This window comes from Prosthecomicrobium sp. N25 (genome assembly GCF_037203705.1).
Classification (GTDB): domain Bacteria; phylum Pseudomonadota; class Alphaproteobacteria; order Rhizobiales; family Ancalomicrobiaceae; genus Prosthecodimorpha.
In genome coordinates, this window is sequence record NZ_JBBCAT010000002.1 from 660040 (window position 1) to 676010 (window position 15971).

The 15971-nt window shown below is 72.7% G+C and carries 16 protein-coding genes; 6 read left to right on the plus strand and 10 right to left on the minus strand.

The window, feature by feature from the left end; all coding sequences use genetic code 11:
- Positions 1-8 precede the first annotated feature (8 nt).
- The 9 genes from WBG79_RS17920 to WBG79_RS17960 form a co-directional block, all read right to left on the minus strand.
- A complete protein-coding gene (locus WBG79_RS17920) occupies positions 9-920 on the minus strand; it encodes a BadF/BadG/BcrA/BcrD ATPase family protein (protein ID WP_337358549.1) in 912 nt (303 codons plus the stop codon).
- The gene (locus WBG79_RS17925) at positions 914-1588 is read right to left on the minus strand and encodes an N-acetylmannosamine-6-phosphate 2-epimerase (protein WP_337358550.1); all 675 of its coding nucleotides are present in this window, start codon (positions 1586-1588) and stop codon (positions 914-916) included. Before WBG79_RS17925 ends, WBG79_RS17920 begins: the two co-directional genes overlap by 7 nt.
- Positions 1585-2436: a carbohydrate ABC transporter permease gene (locus WBG79_RS17930; protein ID WP_337358551.1), complete on the minus strand. Its 852-nt coding sequence runs from the start codon at positions 2434-2436 to the stop codon at positions 1585-1587. Before WBG79_RS17930 ends, WBG79_RS17925 begins: the two co-directional genes overlap by 4 nt.
- The gene (locus WBG79_RS17935) at positions 2433-3359 is read right to left on the minus strand and encodes a carbohydrate ABC transporter permease (RefSeq protein ID WP_337358552.1); all 927 of its coding nucleotides are present in this window, start codon (positions 3357-3359) and stop codon (positions 2433-2435) included. The genes WBG79_RS17930 and WBG79_RS17935 overlap by 4 nt, the downstream gene beginning before the upstream one ends.
- Before the next feature lie 63 nt (positions 3360-3422).
- Positions 3423-4670, minus strand: coding sequence for an extracellular solute-binding protein (locus WBG79_RS17940; protein ID WP_337358553.1), 1248 nt, complete (start codon positions 4668-4670; stop codon positions 3423-3425).
- Positions 4671-4761: 91 nt separating this feature from the next.
- Positions 4762-5634: a protein phosphatase 2C domain-containing protein gene (locus WBG79_RS17945; RefSeq protein ID WP_337358799.1), complete on the minus strand. Its 873-nt coding sequence runs from the start codon at positions 5632-5634 to the stop codon at positions 4762-4764.
- A 30-nt stretch (positions 5635-5664) separates the two neighbouring features.
- Positions 5665-6672, minus strand: a complete 1008-nt coding sequence (locus tag WBG79_RS17950; protein WP_337358554.1) for a serine hydrolase domain-containing protein — start codon at positions 6670-6672, stop codon at positions 5665-5667.
- Positions 6669-7643, minus strand: coding sequence for an ABC transporter ATP-binding protein (locus WBG79_RS17955; RefSeq protein ID WP_337358555.1), 975 nt, complete (start codon positions 7641-7643; stop codon positions 6669-6671). The genes WBG79_RS17950 and WBG79_RS17955 overlap by 4 nt, the downstream gene beginning before the upstream one ends.
- Positions 7640-8593: an ABC transporter ATP-binding protein gene (locus WBG79_RS17960; protein ID WP_337358556.1), complete on the minus strand. Its 954-nt coding sequence runs from the start codon at positions 8591-8593 to the stop codon at positions 7640-7642. The genes WBG79_RS17955 and WBG79_RS17960 overlap by 4 nt, the downstream gene beginning before the upstream one ends.
- Positions 8594-8732: 139 nt before the next feature.
- Between WBG79_RS17960 and WBG79_RS17965 the strand changes: the two genes are divergently transcribed.
- The 4 genes from WBG79_RS17965 (at position 8733) to WBG79_RS17980 (ending at position 12531) form a co-directional block, all read left to right on the plus strand.
- Complete coding sequence (locus WBG79_RS17965) at positions 8733-10232, plus strand: ABC transporter substrate-binding protein (protein WP_337358557.1); 1500 nt, start codon at positions 8733-8735, stop codon at positions 10230-10232.
- A 63-nt stretch (positions 10233-10295) separates the two neighbouring features.
- Positions 10296-11249 (plus strand): ABC transporter permease, encoded by a 954-nt coding sequence (locus tag WBG79_RS17970; RefSeq protein WP_337358558.1) that lies wholly within the window; start codon positions 10296-10298, stop codon positions 11247-11249.
- A complete protein-coding gene (locus WBG79_RS17975) occupies positions 11246-12070 on the plus strand; it encodes an ABC transporter permease (protein WP_337358559.1) in 825 nt (274 codons plus the stop codon). Before WBG79_RS17970 ends, WBG79_RS17975 begins: the two co-directional genes overlap by 4 nt.
- Entirely contained in the window at positions 12067-12531 is a 465-nt protein-coding gene (locus WBG79_RS17980; RefSeq protein ID WP_337358560.1) for a GNAT family N-acetyltransferase, read from the plus strand. The genes WBG79_RS17975 and WBG79_RS17980 overlap by 4 nt, the downstream gene beginning before the upstream one ends.
- On the opposite strand, the gene nagA is transcribed toward WBG79_RS17980, so the two are convergent.
- Positions 12489-13655: an N-acetylglucosamine-6-phosphate deacetylase gene (nagA, locus tag WBG79_RS17985; protein ID WP_337358561.1), complete on the minus strand. Its 1167-nt coding sequence runs from the start codon at positions 13653-13655 to the stop codon at positions 12489-12491. The two genes, WBG79_RS17980 and nagA, sit on opposite strands and share 43 nt — an antisense overlap.
- A gap of 99 nt (positions 13656-13754) precedes the next feature.
- On the opposite strand from nagA, the gene murA reads away from it, so the two are divergent.
- The gene (gene murA, locus WBG79_RS17990) at positions 13755-15020 is read left to right on the plus strand and encodes a UDP-N-acetylglucosamine 1-carboxyvinyltransferase (RefSeq protein WP_337358562.1); all 1266 of its coding nucleotides are present in this window, start codon (positions 13755-13757) and stop codon (positions 15018-15020) included.
- A complete protein-coding gene (locus tag WBG79_RS17995) occupies positions 15017-15898 on the plus strand; it encodes an N-acetylglucosamine kinase (RefSeq protein ID WP_337358563.1) in 882 nt (293 codons plus the stop codon). Before murA ends, WBG79_RS17995 begins: the two co-directional genes overlap by 4 nt.
- Positions 15899-15971 lie beyond the last annotated feature (73 nt).

Sequence of the window (15971 nt, forward strand, 5' to 3'; positions counted from 1 at the left end):
GGCTGCGCTCACGTCCCCGTCGGGGCGGCGCGGCCGAGGGCGGCGAGGCGGGCCGCGGCGTGCGCCGCGTCGATCTCGGGCGTGGCGAGCGCGAGGCCGGCCGGCAGGTGCCGTCGCAGCGCCACGGCAATGGCCGGGTGGAGCCTGACGGCGTTGCCGAGGAGCGCGAGGTCCGTGAGCCCGAGGCGCCGAGCCAGGATTTCGCCGAGGCGGGCGAGCTCGGCGCCGGCGTCCTCCAGGATGGCAAGCGCGGCCGCGTCGCCGGCCCGGGCGGCGTCGGCCACGAAGGGGGCGAGGGCCGCGACCCCGCCGCGGTCGGCGGCATAGACGGCGGCCCGGATCGTCGGCCAGTCGGCCACGCCGAGGCGGGCCGCGAGGGCGTCGCGCAGGGCGGGGTGGCGGTCGGCGTCCTCGTCGAGCGCGCGGGCGACGGCGCGCAGGCCGCGGACCGCGATCCAGTAGGCCCCGCCTGCGTCGTCGATCACCACGCCACGGCCGCCGACCTTCACGGCCCGGCCCTCGCGATCGATCGCATAGCCGACCGAGCCGGTACCGGCGTAGACGATGCCGCCGGCGCCGGGGGCGAAGAGGCTGGCGGCCGGGACCCACATGTCGTCGCCGAGGGTCACGGCCTCCTCGGGCAGCCCCAGGGCCTCGGCGAGCCAGCGCGCGATCGTGGCGGCTTCCGGCGACCCGCCGCCGAGACCCGTGATGCCGCCCGCGACGCGCGACGGAGCGTGGGGCAGGGCGGCCGCGGCGACGGCCGCGACGGCGCTCCGGCACCGGCGCTCCACGGCGGGATCGAAGATATGCCCGGAGAACGGCCCGACCTCGCCGCGCGCCACCACCCGGTCGGCCTCGGCCTCCAGGAGCACCCAGCGGGTCGCGCTGCCGCCCGCGTCGAGGCCGAGGGTCAGCATGCGAGGGCCGCGGCGAAACGGCGGGTGATCTCGCGCGGGTTGGTGATCATCGTGCCGACCACCACCGCATGGGCGCCGGCCGCCAGGGCGGCTGCGGCGAGTTCGGGGGTGTCGAAGCGGCCCTCGGCGACCACGGGGGCCCGGCAGCGGGCGGCGAGCGCCGCCACCAGGGCGAGGTTGGGGCCGGCCTCCCGCGACACGCGGGTCTCGTCGGTGTAGCCGGCGAGCGTGGTGGCGACGTAGTCGACGCCGAGGGCGTCGGCGGCCAGTCCCTCCGTCAGGGTGGAGACGTCGGCGAAGACCGGGCGGGCGAGCCGGCCGCGGATGGCTGCGACGAGGCCGGCGAGATCCTCGCCACCGCGCGCCCGCGGCGTGGCGTCGAGGGCGACGATGTCGGCACCGGCGGCGACCACGGTCTCGGCGGCGGCGAAGTCGGGGGTGATGTAGACCGGGACGTCGTCGCGGAAGCGCTTCAGGATGCCGACGATCGGCAGGTCGACCGCGGACCGGATGGCGGCGATGTCGTCCGGGCCGTCGGCGCGGATCGCCCCGGCGCCGCCGTCCCGGGCGGCGGCCGCCATGGCGGCCATGAAGACGGGGCCGTGCAGCGGGTTGTCGGCGCGGGCCTGGCAGGAGACGACCAGCGCGCCTTTCGGGATGGTCCTCATTTCAGCGCCCCGGAGGTCATGCCCTGGATGAACTGGCGGGAGAGCAGGATGTAGAGCAGCGTGATCGGCAGGGCCGAGAGGGTCAGGCCGGCGAAGAGCACGCCCCAGTTGGTCGTGTATTCGCCCATGAAGGCGGTCAGCCCCTGGGGCAGGGTCTTGCGCGCGTCGGTCTGCACGAAGACGAGCGGGAAGAAGAAGTCGTTCCAGATCGGCACGGCGTTGTGGATCGCGGCGATCACCATGGCGGGGCGGGCGAGCGGCAGCATGACGGAGAGCATGATGCGGGCGTCGGAGGCGCCGTCGATGCGGGCGGCGTCCTCCAGCTCCTTCGGCAGGGTTCGGAGGAAGCCGGTCATGATGAAGACGGCCGAGGGCAGGCCCATGGCGGTGTAGACGACGATCAGGCCGATGCGGCTGTCGAGCAGGCCGAGGTCGCGCATCTGGATGAAGAGCGGGATGATGGCGAGCTTCAGGGGCACCATGAGGCCGGCGAGGAAGAAGAGGTAGACGGCGACGTTGCCGCGGAAGTCGTAGCGGGCGATGCCGTAGGCCGCCATGGTGCCGAGGGTCAGAATGAGGAGGATGGAGGTGCCGGTCACGAAGAGCGAATTGCCCAGGTAGGTGAAGAAGTTCGTCTCCGTCAGGACGGTCACGTAGTTGGCGATGTTGGCGAAGTCCGGCGGCGCGAAGGGCTTGCCGAAGATCTCGCCGGTGGTCTTGAAGCCCCAGACCGCCATCATGAGGATCGGGAACAGCATCACGAAGCTGTTGGCGACCAGGAGCACCTGCAGGAGAAGGTCCAGCGTCGGCCCCCCCGGCGCGCGGCCCCGGGCCTCGGCGGCGCTCACAGTTCGATCTCCCGGCGGCGCAGGCGGATCGTCCACACGGCGGAGACGACGGCGACGAACAGGAACATGAGCACGGCCAGCGCCGAGCCGTGGCCGAAGTCCTGGGTGCCGGAGCTCTGGTTGCCGAAGGCGGTGCGGTAGAAGTAGAGGCCGAGCACGTCGGTGGTACCGTAGGGCGAGCCCTCGAGGCCGACCATTAGGTAGGGCAGCTCGAACCAGTTGAACGCGCCGATGAAGAGCAGGATGAAGGTCACGGTCGCGCTCGGGGCGACCAGCGGCCAGATGATCCGGCGCACGAGCTGCCATTCGGAGACGCCGTCCAGGCGCGCGGCCTCGATGATGTCGGGCGGGATGCGCTGGATGCCGGCCAGGAAGACGAGCGTCGGGAAGCCGACCCAGTGCCAGGCGTTGACGATGATCAGGGCCCAGAGGGCGGTCTCGGAGAGGCCGAGCCACGGGGTGGTGACGGTTCCGAAGCCGACGAGGCCGAGCGTCTTGTTGAGGAGGCCGAAGATCGGGTGGAGAAACTGCTTCCAGAGCAGCGCCACGATGACGCTCGACAGGATGACGGGCAGGAAGACCGCCACGCGGTGGAAGCGATGGCCGGGCAGTTGGCGGGAGAGCGCGTAGGCGAGCAGGAATCCGACGCCGTTCTGGACCGCCATCAGGCTCACGAAGACGATGACGTTGTGGCCGAAGGCGCGCCAGGTCGTGGCCGCCCACGGGTCGCGGAAGAGAACGTCGGCGAAGTTGCGCAGGCCGACGAAGTCGACGCGCTTCAGGCCTTCCCAATGGTAGAAGGCGTATACGAAGGCGGACAGGATGGGCAGGACCACGAAGGCCGCCGTGAAGGCGAGCGGGGGAACCACCAGGAAGGCGACCCAGAGCCGTCGTCCGATGGGCCACTCGAAATCGGCGGACATCTCACCCTCTCCCGAGGTCCGATCCGCGCGCCGGCCGGCCACCCGCCCGGCGCGCCGGCCGGGTCACTTCTTGAAGGGGGCGTAGTAGGTCGCGATGCCCTTGGTGATCTCGGCGCCGGTTTCGGCCGGGGTGGCCTTGCCGGCGAGCATCTTCTGGATGCCCGACTGCAGGAGCACCGAGCCGGAGGGCTCCTGGTAGCGGAAGTGGACGAGCATCAGGTAGGACATCGCCGACTTGTTGAGCTCCGCCACGCTGCCGAGCAGCGGGTCCGAGAAGGTGACGCCCGGGATCGGCGAGAGGTTGCCGAGCATGTTGGCGAACTTGGTGCCGAATTCCGGGCTGGCGAAATAGCGCATCAGCTTCAGCCCGTCCTCCTTGTTGGCCGAGCGGGCGTTGACCGCGAAGCCGCCGTCGAGGAAGAGCGCGACCAGGCGCTCGTCGCCCTTCTTCAGGACCGGGGAGGCGAAGACGCCGAGCTTCAGGCCCGGGTTGGCCTTCTTGAAGCCGGCGATCTCGAAGGAGCCGCCCGCGAACATGGCGGCGGTGCCGGAGGTGAACAGCTGCTGGGAGCTCGGGTAGTCGATGCCGGCGAAGCTCGGGGAGAGGTAGTCGGCCTTGGCGAGCCCCTCGAGCCGGCCGAGCGCGTCGACGAAGCGCTTGTCGGTGAAGTCGGCCTTGCCGTTCAGGATGTCGGCCTCGAAGCCCTTGCCGAGCTGGCTCGACAGGAGCGCGCCGACGATCGTCTCGTTCTGCCAGGCGGTCGCGGTGCCGTTGGCGAAGGGGATGATGCCGGCGGCCTTCAGCTTCTTGCAGGCCTCCAGGAGCTCGTCCCAGGTCTCCGGGACCGCGACGCCGGCCTTGGCGAAGAGCTCGGTGTTGTAGACGATCAGCATGGTCTGGGTGGCGAAGGGGACGGCGTAGATCTTGCCGTCCGAGCGCAGGGTCTCGCCCTTCAGGGCGCCCTCGGGCAGCTTGGTCAGGCCGGGGACGTTGGACTCGTTCAGCTCGAGCAGGTAACCGGGCTTGGCCATCGCCTCGAAGGCGCCGTAGGCGCGCACCATCATGACGTCCGGACCCTTTTCGCCGGCGAGCGCGGTCGACAGGACGGTCGCGTAGTTCTGCGCCTCGAAGGCCTCGAAGGTGATCTTGACGTCCGGATGCTGCTTGTTGAAGTCCTTGAAGAACTCGGCGTAGGCCGCCTTGTCCTCGTTGCGCCAGGACCAGAACTTCAACTCTCCGGCGAAGGCCGTGGTGGGCGGCGCCAGGAGGGAACCCGCCAGCACGGCGGCCATCAGTTTCAGGGCTTTCATGCGTGTCTCTCCCTGTGGTGCCGGGCCCGCAAACCCGAGGATGTCATCCTACTGCTAAGACAATCGCGGGCCGGTGGTCAACCGCTGGTGTTCAATTGGTATTATCGGGTTCGGTCTCCAGGCGCAGCAGGACGGCCGTCGCGTCATCGTGACGCTTCACCCGGGGCGCGGCCTCGCCATGCGGGTCGGCGGCCTCGGCGTGGCGGAGGCGGTCGAGCAGGGGGGCGAGGCCTTCCGCCAGCGCGACCTCGACCAGGCTGTCCTCCGAATGCAGCCCGAAGTGGTCGACGAGGCGGAAGAAGCCGTCGCTGGCGACGAGCAGGACGTCGCCGGCCGCGGCGGGGCGCTGCAGCCGCGTGACCCGCTCCGCCCAGGGCAGGACCGGGTGGACGACCGAGTAGCCGCCCGGCCGGTTCGCCATGAGCCGGTTGCGCCGGATCTGCTCGCGGACGCGGGGCCAGTGGTCCTCGTCGGGCCGCTCGCGGCGGATCGCCGCCAGGGTCGCGAGGGTCTCCCGGCCGAAGGCCTCGGAGGCCCGGTCGGTGAGGTGGAGGCTCTCGCCGGCGGGCCCGCGATGGATGATGGAGATGTCGCCGATCACGCCGAGTTCCAGGGTCCCGGCGTCCAGATGGACGAGGCCCAGGCAGGCGGTCGGCACGTCCGGCGGCTCGGGTGCGGGCGCGTCGCCGAGTGCCCGGCGGAAGGCCTCCGTGACCTCCGCCTCGGCGGCCGCGAGAAGGCGGCCGATGTCGCGGTCGGGACGGGCCGCGCCGTCGGCCAGCACCCCGGAAAGGGTGCCGGCGAGCCAGGCGGCGCCCGAAGGGACCAGGAGGTCGGGGCCGAGGCCGACGCCGGTGGCGCCGTCGATGACCCAGGCGGTGCGCGGGGCGACCCCATGGGCGTCCTCGTTCGGCGGCTTGGGGCCGTGGGTGAGAGCGTCGAGGCAGGCGAGGCGCAGGGGCATGCGGGTCACGGTCGGGCTCGGGGGGTGCGATCAGCGGCAGACGAGGTCGCCCACGGCCCGGCGCAGCGCGAAGATGCCGCTGTCGGCGTGGCGGGTCGGGTGGACGCGGTTGGTCAGCAGCGCCCAGGCGCGTCCGGCCTCCCAGTCGATCCAGAGGCCGGTGCCGGTGAAGCCGGTGTGACCGATCGTGGAGGACGGCGCAAGGTCGCCGCCCGACCAGCCGGGATGCGCCATCTCCCAGCCGAGGCTTCGGGTCGGCGCCTGGCGGCGGCGGAGCTCCGCGCGGGCCGCCTCCGAGAGGAGGCGGCCGGCCAGGAGGCTCTCGGCGAAGTCGAGCAGCGCTGCGGCGTCGCCGAAGAGGCCGGCATGCCCGGAGGCACCGCCGAGCGCGAAGGCGTTCTCGTCGTGAACCTCGCCGCGCATGACCCTGCCGCGCCACGTGCAGCGCTCGGTGGCGGCGCAGCGGGCGGGGTCGGGGTGGAAGGTGAAGCCCTCCGGCAAGGGCTGGTCGGCCAGCGGACGGCCCGTGAGCCGCTCGATCAGGATGCCGAGGAGGATGAAGTTGATGTCCGAGTAGACGGGCGGTCCGGCCCGCCACTCCCGCTGCAACACGAAGGCGCGCAGCGTGCGGGGGTCCCGGCCGTAGGTGTAGAGCGGCTCCACGGCGGGCAGGTGGGTCTGGTGCGCGAGGCACTGGCGAAGGGTCAGCCGGCGCTCGGGGGCGTTGGCGACGTCGTACTGGCGGAGGTCCGGGATCGCGGCGGCGAGCGGATCGTCCAGCCCGATCCTGCCGGCGTCGACGAGGCCGAGGATCGTGGTGGTGGTGAAGACGACCTTGGTGAGGGAGGCGAGGTCGAAGACCGTGCCGGCCGTCATCGGGACCCGATCGGGCTCGACCTGGGCGAAGCCGGCATGCCGGATCGCGTGGGCGCCGCCGGCCTCCACGAGGCCGAGGACCGCGCCCGGGATGCGGCCCTCCCGAACGAGCGCCTCGGCGGGCGCGAAGGCCCGGGCGCAACGGGCGTCGACGTCGGTCACAGGGGCAGCTCTCCGGCCACGGGATGCAGGTGGCAGGCCGTCTCCCGGGTCTCCCCCGATCCGACGAGCCGGCGGGCTACGAGGTCGGGGCGGGTCTCGGCGCAGACCGGGGTGGCGAAGCGGCAGCGGCCGTGGAAGGCGCAGCCCGAGGGCGGGTCGGCGGGGTCGGGCAGGTCGCCCTCGAGCACGATGCGCGCCCGCTTCGCCTCGCCGGGGCGGCGCGGCACCGCGGAGAGCAGGGCCTCGGTGTAGGGGTGGGCCGGGCGCGCGAAGAGCGCCTCGGCCGGCCCGGTCTCGACGATGCGGCCGAGATACATGACGGCGATGCGGTCGCTGACGTGGCGGACGACCGACAGGTCGTGGCTGATGAAGAGCATGGACAGGCCGAGCCGGCGGCGCAGGTCGGCGATCAGGTTGATGATCTGGGACTGGATGGAGACGTCGAGGGCCGAGACCGGCTCGTCGGCGACGAGCAGGCGGGGGTGCAGGGCCAGGGCGCGCGCGATGGCGATGCGCTGGCGCTGACCGCCGGAGAATTCGTGCGGGTAGCGGCCCGCCGCGTCGGCCGGGAGCCCGACCAGGGCGAGCATCTCGGCCACGCGCTCGTCGATGCCGGGCTCGCCGTGGACCATCAGGGGCTCGCCCACCAGGGTGCGCACGGTGTGGCGCGGGTTGAGGGATCCGAAGGGGTCCTGGAAGACGACGGCGAGGTCGCGGCGGCGCCGCTTGAGGCGCGCCGCGGGAAGGGAAAGGACGTCCTCTCCGTCGAACAGGACGGCGCCGGCGGTCGGCTCGACGAGGCGCAGCACCGCCCGGCCGAGGGTGGTCTTGCCGCAACCGGACTCGCCGACGATGCCGAGCACCTCGCCCTTCGCCAGCGTGAGGCTGACATCCTCGAGGGCCCGGACGGTGCGGCCGCGCGCGGCCGGGTAGCGGTGGGTCAGGCCGCGGACGTCGAGAAGCGGGCTCATGCGGCGGGGTTCCAGCAGGCGGCGCGGTGCGGGCCGTCGCCCTCGAGCGGCGGGCGGCGCGTCCGGCAGGCGTCGACGGGCGCCGGACAGCGGGGCGCGAAGGTGCAGCCCTCGCCGCGGGCGCCCGGGGGCGGCACGAGGCCCGGAATCGACGGGAGCGGGCGGCCGGGCGGGTTCATGGCCGGCATGGTGTCGAGGAGCGCGCGGGTGTAGCGGTGGCGCGGGGCGGCGAAGAGGGCGTCGACGGGGCCCTCCTCCACGATGCGTCCCGCATACATGACGGCCGCCCTGTCGCACACCTCCGAGACGACGCCGAGGTCGTGGGTGATCAGCAGGCAGGCCATGCCGCGCTCGCGCCTGAGGCGGTCGATCAGCGCCAGGATCTGCGCCTGCACGGTCACGTCGAGGGCGGTGGTGGGCTCGTCGGCGACCAGCAGGCTCGGCGAGCAGGCGAGCGCCATGGCGATCATCACGCGCTGGCGCTGGCCGCCGGACATCTGGTGGGGGTAGCGCCGGACGGCATCGCGCGGGGCCGGGATGCCGACGAGGGCGAGGAGGTCGGCGGCGCGGGCGCGGGCGTCGGCGCGCGGGCGGGCCTCGTGGATCTCCAGCACCTCGGCGATCTGGTCGCCCACCGTGAAGACCGGGTTCAGGGAGGTCATCGGCTCCTGGAAGATCATGCCGGCCGTGCCACCGCGCAGGCGGCGCAGGCGCGCCTCGCCGAGGGCGAGCACGTCCTGGCCGTCGATGCGGATCCGCCCGCCCGCGACGCGCAGCGCCGGGGGCAGGAGCCGCAGCGCGGCCAGCGCGGTGATGCTCTTGCCGCAGCCCGACTCGCCGACGAGGCCGACCATCTCGCCCGGGCCGATCGAGAGCGAGACGTCCTCGGCGAGAAGCCTGTCGCCCGCCCGGATCGACAGGCCCTCGATGGACAGGACGGGCGCGCTCACGCGGCCCCGATCCGGCGCGCGGCGGTCCGCCGGGGGTGCAAGGCCATCTCTTCCTCCCGCCTGCCGGTGCTTGTCATTGGTATCATACCGGTCTAGCCTCGGCGACAACAGGGATCAAGACAAGTAAGGGGAGTGGGACATGGCCCGGCGCTTCGTGGGTTCGATGATGATCGCGGGGGCCGCGGCCCTCGCCGTGTCGCCGGCGGCGGCGCAGGTCCTGGAGGTCGCCATCGACCAGTCGCCGGCCGGCCTGGACCCGCACATCATCACGGCCTTCTCGTCCTTCATGGTCGTCAACCGGACGATCTACGAGGGGCTGACCGCCATCGACAAGGACCTGAAGGTCGGCCCCGGCCTCGCCGAGTCCTGGACGGTCGCGCCGGACGGCAAGGGCTACACGTTCAAGATCCGCTCGGGGGCGACGTTCCACAACGGCGCGCCGGTCGAGGCGGCGGACGTGGCCGCGTCGCTGAAGCGCGTCATGGCGAAGGAGATCGCCTCGCCACTGGCGAGCCGGCTCGCGGCGGTGGAGAGCGTCACGGCGACGGGCGACACGGTCGAGCTGAAGCTGAAGGAGCCGGCGGCGCCGCTGCTCACCTCGCTCGCCACCATCGCGATCGTGCCGCGGAGCTTCGAGGCCGACAAGGACGGGCTGCAGAAGCAGCCGGTCGGCACGGGGCCGTTCAAGTTCAAGGAGTGGCAGCCGAACGGCTTCATCGCCCTGTCGAAGCACGACGGCTACTGGCAGAAGGGCCTGCCGAAGCTCGACGGCGTGAAGTTCAACATCGTGCCCGAATCGGCGACCCGCCAGGTCGGCGTCGCCAGCGGGCAGTATGCCATGCTGCCCAACATCGACGCGGCGACCGCGCTGCAGCTCAAGGGCAAGCCGGGCGTGAAGCTCGCCGAGACGCTGGAGCTCGCCTACACGCTGGTCGGGCTCAACACCTCGAAGCCGCCCTTCGACAATCCGAAGGTGCGCGAGGCGGTCAACTACGCGGTCAACCGGGACGAGATCGTCGCGGCGGCGCAGTTCGGCGCGGGCGTTCCGGGCGGGCCGCTGTCGCCGGCCTTGAAGTCCTGGGCGCTCGATGTCGGGGCCTTCCCCTGCTACAAGCACGACCCCGCGAAGGCGCAGGCGCTCCTCAAGGAGGCCGGCGTCGCCACGCCGGTCGCCCTCACGATGACGGTCCTGCCGCGGCAGGACATCAAGGATATCGCCCAGGTCGTCCAGGCGCAGCTCAACAAGGCGGGCTTCAAGGTCGAGCTGAAGACCCCCGAGCTCGGCGCCTTCATCCAGGACTGGCGCAACTCGAACTTCGACCTCTTCGCGTCGACCAACGCCGGCAGCCCCGATCCGGACGACTATTTCTATCGGACCTTCCGGACCGGCGGGTCAACGAACGTCTTCAAGTACTCGAACCCGGAGGTCGACGCGCTCCTCGACCGCGCCCGGGCCTCGCTCGACCCGGCGGCGCGCAAGGCGGATTACGACGCGGTCCAGAAGGCGCTGGCCTGCTCGGGCCCGATCGTCCACCTCACCTACGGCCAGCTCTTCACGGCGCTCCGGGCGAACGTCACGGGCTTCGAGATCGTCGCCAACCGGTCGCTCTCCTACCTCGCCGAGACGACGGCGAAGTGAGGTGAGGACGCGGGCGGCCGGGACGCGGTCTCCCGAGGGCGGGCTGCGGCGCGCGGAGGCCCCATGACCCTGCCGCGGCTCCTCCTGATGCGGCTCCTCGACCTCGTGGTCGTCCTCTTCTTCGTCAGCCTGATCGTCTTCGCGATGGTCCGGCTGATCCCGGGCGACGCGGTGGCGATCATGCTCGGGGCGAACACCGAGGTGACGCCCGAGCGGATTGCCGAGCTCCGCTCGCGCATCGGGCTCGACCTGCCGATGGCCGAGCAATATGTCCGCTGGCTCGGCAAGGCGCTTCATGGCGACTTCGGAACCTCGCTGTGGACCGGGCGGCCGGTCATCGACGAGATCGCCCTGCATGTCTGGCCGACCCTGCAGCTGACCCTGCTGTCGCTCGTGATCGGGGCCGGGCTCGCGGTGCCGACCGGGGTCCTGATGGCGCGGCTCCGGGGACGGTTCGCCGACGGGGCGCTCCGGATCGTCACGGTGGCGGGGCTGACGATCCCGTCCTTCTGGCTCGGCATCGTCATGATCCTCGGGCTGGCGACCTTCGCGCCCTCGCTGCAGATGCTCGGCTACGTGCCCTTCTCGGAGGACCCGGTCGGCAACCTGGCGCGCCTGATCCTGCCGGCGGTCGCGCTCGGGCTGCCGATCCTCGCCAACCTGTCGAGGCTCGTGCGCTCGGCCATGCTGGACGCGCTCGGGCAGGACTACATCCGCACCGCGCGCGCCAAGGGCGCCTCGGAGGCGTCGGTGCTCTTCAAGCACGCCCTCGCCAACGCGCTCATCCCCTTCGTCACCTCGGTCGGCATCATGACCGGCTACCTGCTCGGCGGGGCGATCGTGGTCGAGCAGGTGTTCGCCATCCCGGGGCTCGGGCGGCTGATCCTGGGGGCCATCGCGGAGCGCAACTATCCGCTCCTGCAGGCGACCATCCTGGTCGTCACCTGCGGCTTCGTGGTGGTCAACTTCGCGGTCGACCTGCTCTATCTGGCGATCGACCCGAGGGTGCGGGCATGAGGCGCTGGCGCGACCACCGGCTCCTCCTCTTCGCGGCGGCGCTGGTCGCCCTGCAGGTACTCGCGGCCGTGTTCGCCGACGCGGTCGCGCCCTACGACCCGGTGCAGCAGGACGTGCTGGCGCGCCTGAAGGGGCCGAGCGCGGCGCATTGGCTCGGGACCGACCAGTTCGGCCGGGACGTGTTCTCGCGCATCGTCCACGGCTGCCGGGCGTCGCTCGCCGTCTCGTTCGGAGCGGTCGTCGCGGCGCTCGCGGTCGGCGGCACGATCGGGCTCGTGGCGGCCTACTACCGGGGCTGGACGGACCGGATCCTGATGCGGGGCATGGACGTGCTCTTCGCCTTCCCGGTGCTGCTGCTGGCCATCGGGATCGTGGCGGTGCTCGGGCCGCGGCAGTCGACGGCGGCCGTGGCGATTGCAGTCGTGTACGTGCCGATCTTCGCGAGGCTCCTGCGCGGACCGGCGCTGGTCGTGGCGGAGAGCGACTACGTGCTCGGCGCGCGGGCGATCGGGGCCGGGGATGCGCGCATCCTGTTCCTGCATGTCCTGCCCAACCTCGCGAGCGTGGTGCTCGTGCAGACCAGCCTGCTCCTCTCCGCCGCCATCCTGGTGGAGGCGTCGCTGTCGTTCCTCGGCCTCGGCACCCAACCGCCGACGCCCTCGCTCGGGCTGATGCTGTCGGAAGGCAGGAACTTCCTGATGCTGTCGCCCTGGAGCGCGATCTTCTCGGGGCTGGCGATCCTGTTCCTCGCCTTCGGGCTGAACCTCCTCGGGGACGCGCTGCGCGACACGCTCGATCCGCGGCTGAGGGGCCTCGAGTGAGGGTCCGGCCCGCCCGGGCGGACGACGTCCCGGCGCTCGCGGCGATCGCCGAGGCGGCCTACGGGGAGGCCTTCGCGGGGATCCTGGAACCGGAGACGCTCGCCGGCTACGACCGCGCCTTCTTCGAGGGGCGGTTCGCGGCGGGCCTGGCGAGCCTCACGGTGGCGGAGGCCGGAGGGACCGTGACGGGCTTCGCCAAGACCACGGCCGGGCATCTCGACATGCTGTTCGTGGCGCCGGGCCTGCAGGGTACGGGGGCCGGGTCGGCCCTGCTCGCCGACGCGGAGGCGCGGGGCGTCGGCACGCTCGATTGCTTCCGGGACAATCTCCCGGCCCGGCGCTTCTACGAGCGGCGCGGGTGGCGGCTCGCGCGGAGCTACGAGCGGGAGTTCGCCGGGCGGTCGCGCGCTTTCGTGTTCTACGAGAAGGGCCGGCCGACGCCGTCCCGGGCGGAGGCGTGATCGCCGCCGATCCAGGTGCCGAGCGGCTTCAGGTCGGCGTCCAGGGCGACGAGGTCGGCCGCCGCCCCGGCGGCGATCCGGCCGTGGGTGTCGGCGAGGCCGAGGAAATGGGCCGGGGTGCGGCTCGCCATGGCGAGGGCCTGCGGCAGGCTCGCGTCCATCATGGCGACGGCGTTGCGGACGGCCTCGTCCATGCCCAGGTGGGCGCCCGCCAGGGTGCCGTCCGCGGTGGTCAGCCGGCCCTGCTCCAGGCGCACCTCGCGGCCCATCAGATCGAACCGGTCGGTGGCGGCGCCGACCGACGACATGGCGTCGGTGATCAGCATCAGCCGCTCGGGGCCGATGGCGCGGAAGGCGGCGCGCAGGTTCATCGGGTGCACGTGCAGGCCGTCGGCGATGAGGCTGACGAAGAGGCGGTCGGTCGCCATGGCGGCGCCGACCACGCCCGGGGCCCGGCCCTGCATCTGCGACTGGGCGTTGAAGAGGTGGGTGACCGCCGTCGCGCCGTCGCGGACCGCGGCTTCGACCTCCTCGGCGCTCGCCTCGGAATGGCCGATCGAGACGCGGAGGCCGGCGGCGGCCAGGTCGCGGACGAACCCGTCGGGCATGCGCTCGGGGGCCAGCGTGATCATCGACCGGCCGGCGCGGGCGAGGGTCCGGAGGGCCTCGATGTCGCTGGGATCGGGGACGCGGATGAAGTCCGCCCGGTGCACGCCCTTGCGGACGGGGTTGATGAAGGGGCCCTCGGCGTGCAGGCCGAGCACGCCCGGAACGGCCGCGATCGCGCCGGCCGCGGCGAGGCAGGCGGAGAGGACCTCCGGTCGGTCGGTGATGAGGGTGGGCAGGCAGCCGGTGGTGCCGTGGCGGCGGTGCGCGGCCACGATCGCGGCGGCGCCGGCCGGGCCCGGGTCGTCGTTCAGGAGCACGCCGCCGCCGCCGTTCACCTGCACGTCGATGAAGCCGGGGGCGAGGATCGCGCCGGCGGGGAGGTCCGTCAGCACGGCGCCGGGCGGCGCGTCGCCGGCCGGGCCGACATGCACCACGCGGCGGCCCTCGACGATCACCATGCGGTCCCTGGCGAGCCTGTCGCCGTCGAACAGGAGAGGGGTGCGGATCGCTTCCAAGGGCCTGCCCGTCGTTTTCGCGTTGGCTTCGTGCGATAATACCAGTATAGCACCAGTCGAGAGGCGACAAGCCGCGCCGGGCGCGGCGGGAGGGCTCCCATGGAACGGCTCGTCATCGAGGGCGGGCACCGGCTGGAAGGCACGGTGCCGATCTGCGGGGCCAAGAACGCGGCCCTGCCCCAGATCGCCGCGGCGCTCCTGTCGGACGAGCCGCTGACGCTGACGAACGTCCCGGACCTGGCCGATATCCGCTCCATGCTCACCCTCATGGAGCACTACGGCGTCACGGTGGCGGGCCCGAGCCACGCGACGGTGACGCTCGACGCCGCAGCGGCCGCAAACCGGGAGGCGCCCTACGACGTGGTCCGGCGCATGCGGGCGACCGTCCTCGTCCTCGGCCCGCTTGTCGCCCGCTTCGGCCATGCGCGCGTGTCGCAGCCGGGCGGCTGCGCGATCGGGGCGCGGCCGGTCGACCTGCACCTCAAGGCGCTCGCCGCGCTCGGCGCGACGGTGTCGCTCGACGGCGGCACCATCGACGCGCGGGCGCCGGAGGGCGGCCTGACGGGAGCCCGGATCGTGCTCGCCTCGCCGTCCGTGGGCGCGACCGAGACGGCCCTGATGGCGGCCGTGACGGCGCGCGGCGAGACCGAGATCCTGAACGCGGCGCGGGATCCCGAGGTGTGCGACCTCGCCCAGTGCCTGATCGCCCGGGGCGCCGTCATCGAGGGGGCGGGGACGCACCGGATGCTCATCCGCGGCGTCGACCGGCTGCGGCGGGCGCGCCACGAGATCATCCCGGACCGGATCGAGGCCGGCACCTACGCGATCGCGGCGGCGATCACGGGCGGGCACCTGGAGCTGACCGGGGCACGGCTCGAGCATCTCGCGGCGGTCGGGGCGGCGCTGGAGGCCGCGGGCGTGCGGATCTGGCCGACCGACCGGGGCCTGATGGTCGCCATGGAGGGCCGGCCGCGCGGCCTCGACATCACGACCGAGCCCTACCCGGGCTTCCCGACCGATCTGCAGGCCCAGTTCATGGCCCTGATGGCCATATCCGAGGGCGCCTCGCTGATCCGCGAGACGGTGTTTGAGAACCGGTTCATGCACGTGCCCGAGTTGGCCCGGCTCGGGGCGGACATCAAGCTTCAGGGGACGTCGGCGCTGGTGCGCGGGGTCCCGGCGCTCAAGGGGGCACCCGTCATGGCGACGGACCTGCGCGCCTCCGTGTGCCTGGTGCTCGCCGGCCTGGCGGCGGCGGGCGAGACCGTCGTCAACCGGGTCTACCATCTCGACCGCGGCTACGAGGCGCTCGACCGCAAGCTCGTCCGCTGCGGCGCGCGCATCCGCCGGGAGGACGTCCCGTGACGGCGGGCCCGGAGCCGCTCTTCCTCGGCGTCGACGGCGGGGGTACGGGCTGCCGCGCGCGGCTGGAGGACCGGGACGGCAACGTCCTGGGGGCGGGCATGTCCGGTCCGGCGACGACCCGGCTCGGCGTCGACAAGGCGATGGAGTCGGTGGAGACGGCCTGCCGGGCGGCCCTTTCGGAGGCGGGCCTCTCCTTCGCGACGGCGGGGCGGGTCCATTGCGGCATCGGGCTCGCCGGCATGGGCCGCAAGGGCGCGCGCGAGGCGCTGGAGGTGCGCCCGCACCCCTACGCCTCGATCGCCTTCGCGACCGACGGGCTCGTCGCCTGCATCGGGGCCCATTCGGGCGAAGACGGCGGCATCGTCATCGTCGGCACGGGCAGCTTCGGACTGGCGCGGGTCGGCGGAGAGGAGATCCGGGTCGGCGGCTACGGCTTCCCGATCTCGGACGAGGGGTCGGGGGCCGATCTCGGCCTGGCGGCGATCCGGCTGGCGCTGCGGGCCTATGACGGCCGGATCGCCCGCTCGGCGCTGCTCGGCGACGTTCTCGCGCGCTTCCACGACGACCCGACCGAGGCCATCGCCTGGATGGATCGCGCGAGCGCCACCGACTACGCCACCTTCGCGCCGCTCGTCATGCGGCATGCCGACAACGGCGACCCTTGCGGACGGCGCATCGTGCAGAGCGCGGCGGAGCAGATCGACGGGCTGGTGCGGGCGCTGGTCGAGCGCGGGGCGCCGCGGATCGCCCTCATCGGAGGCCTGTCGAGCGCGATCGAGCCTTGGCTCGCCCCGGACGTGCGCCGGCGGCTGAAACCGATCGACGGCGACGCGGTTTCGGGGGCGATCCGCCTCGCCCGGGAGGCGGCCGGCGTGTGAGTCGGCTTGTGGGCACGCGCCCCCTGACCCTAAACTGGAATTGAACCGGTCTTATCCACTTGCGTCGACCGAG

Excerpts from the sequence above, each read along its gene's own strand:
- WBG79_RS17920 (WP_337358549.1), bottom strand. The coding sequence starts at position 920 with ATGCTGACCCTCGGCCTCGACGCGGGCGGCAGCGCGACCCGCTGGGTG.
- WBG79_RS17925 (WP_337358550.1), bottom strand. The coding sequence starts at position 1,588 with ATGAGGACCATCCCGAAAGGCGCGCTGGTCGTCTCCTGCCAGGCCCGC.
- WBG79_RS17935 (WP_337358552.1), bottom strand. The coding sequence starts at position 3,359 with ATGTCCGCCGATTTCGAGTGGCCCATCGGACGACGGCTCTGGGTCGCC.
- WBG79_RS17940 (WP_337358553.1), bottom strand. The coding sequence starts at position 4,670 with ATGAAAGCCCTGAAACTGATGGCCGCCGTGCTGGCGGGTTCCCTCCTG.
- WBG79_RS17945 (WP_337358799.1), bottom strand. The coding sequence starts at position 5,634 with ATGCCCCTGCGCCTCGCCTGCCTCGACGCTCTCACCCACGGCCCCAAG.
- WBG79_RS17955 (WP_337358555.1), bottom strand. The coding sequence starts at position 7,643 with ATGAGCCCGCTTCTCGACGTCCGCGGCCTGACCCACCGCTACCCGGCC.
- WBG79_RS17965 (WP_337358557.1), top strand. The coding sequence starts at position 8,733 with ATGGCCCGGCGCTTCGTGGGTTCGATGATGATCGCGGGGGCCGCGGCC.
- WBG79_RS17970 (WP_337358558.1), top strand. The coding sequence starts at position 10,296 with ATGACCCTGCCGCGGCTCCTCCTGATGCGGCTCCTCGACCTCGTGGTC.
- WBG79_RS17975 (WP_337358559.1), top strand. The coding sequence starts at position 11,246 with ATGAGGCGCTGGCGCGACCACCGGCTCCTCCTCTTCGCGGCGGCGCTG.
- murA (WP_337358562.1), top strand. The coding sequence starts at position 13,755 with ATGGAACGGCTCGTCATCGAGGGCGGGCACCGGCTGGAAGGCACGGTG.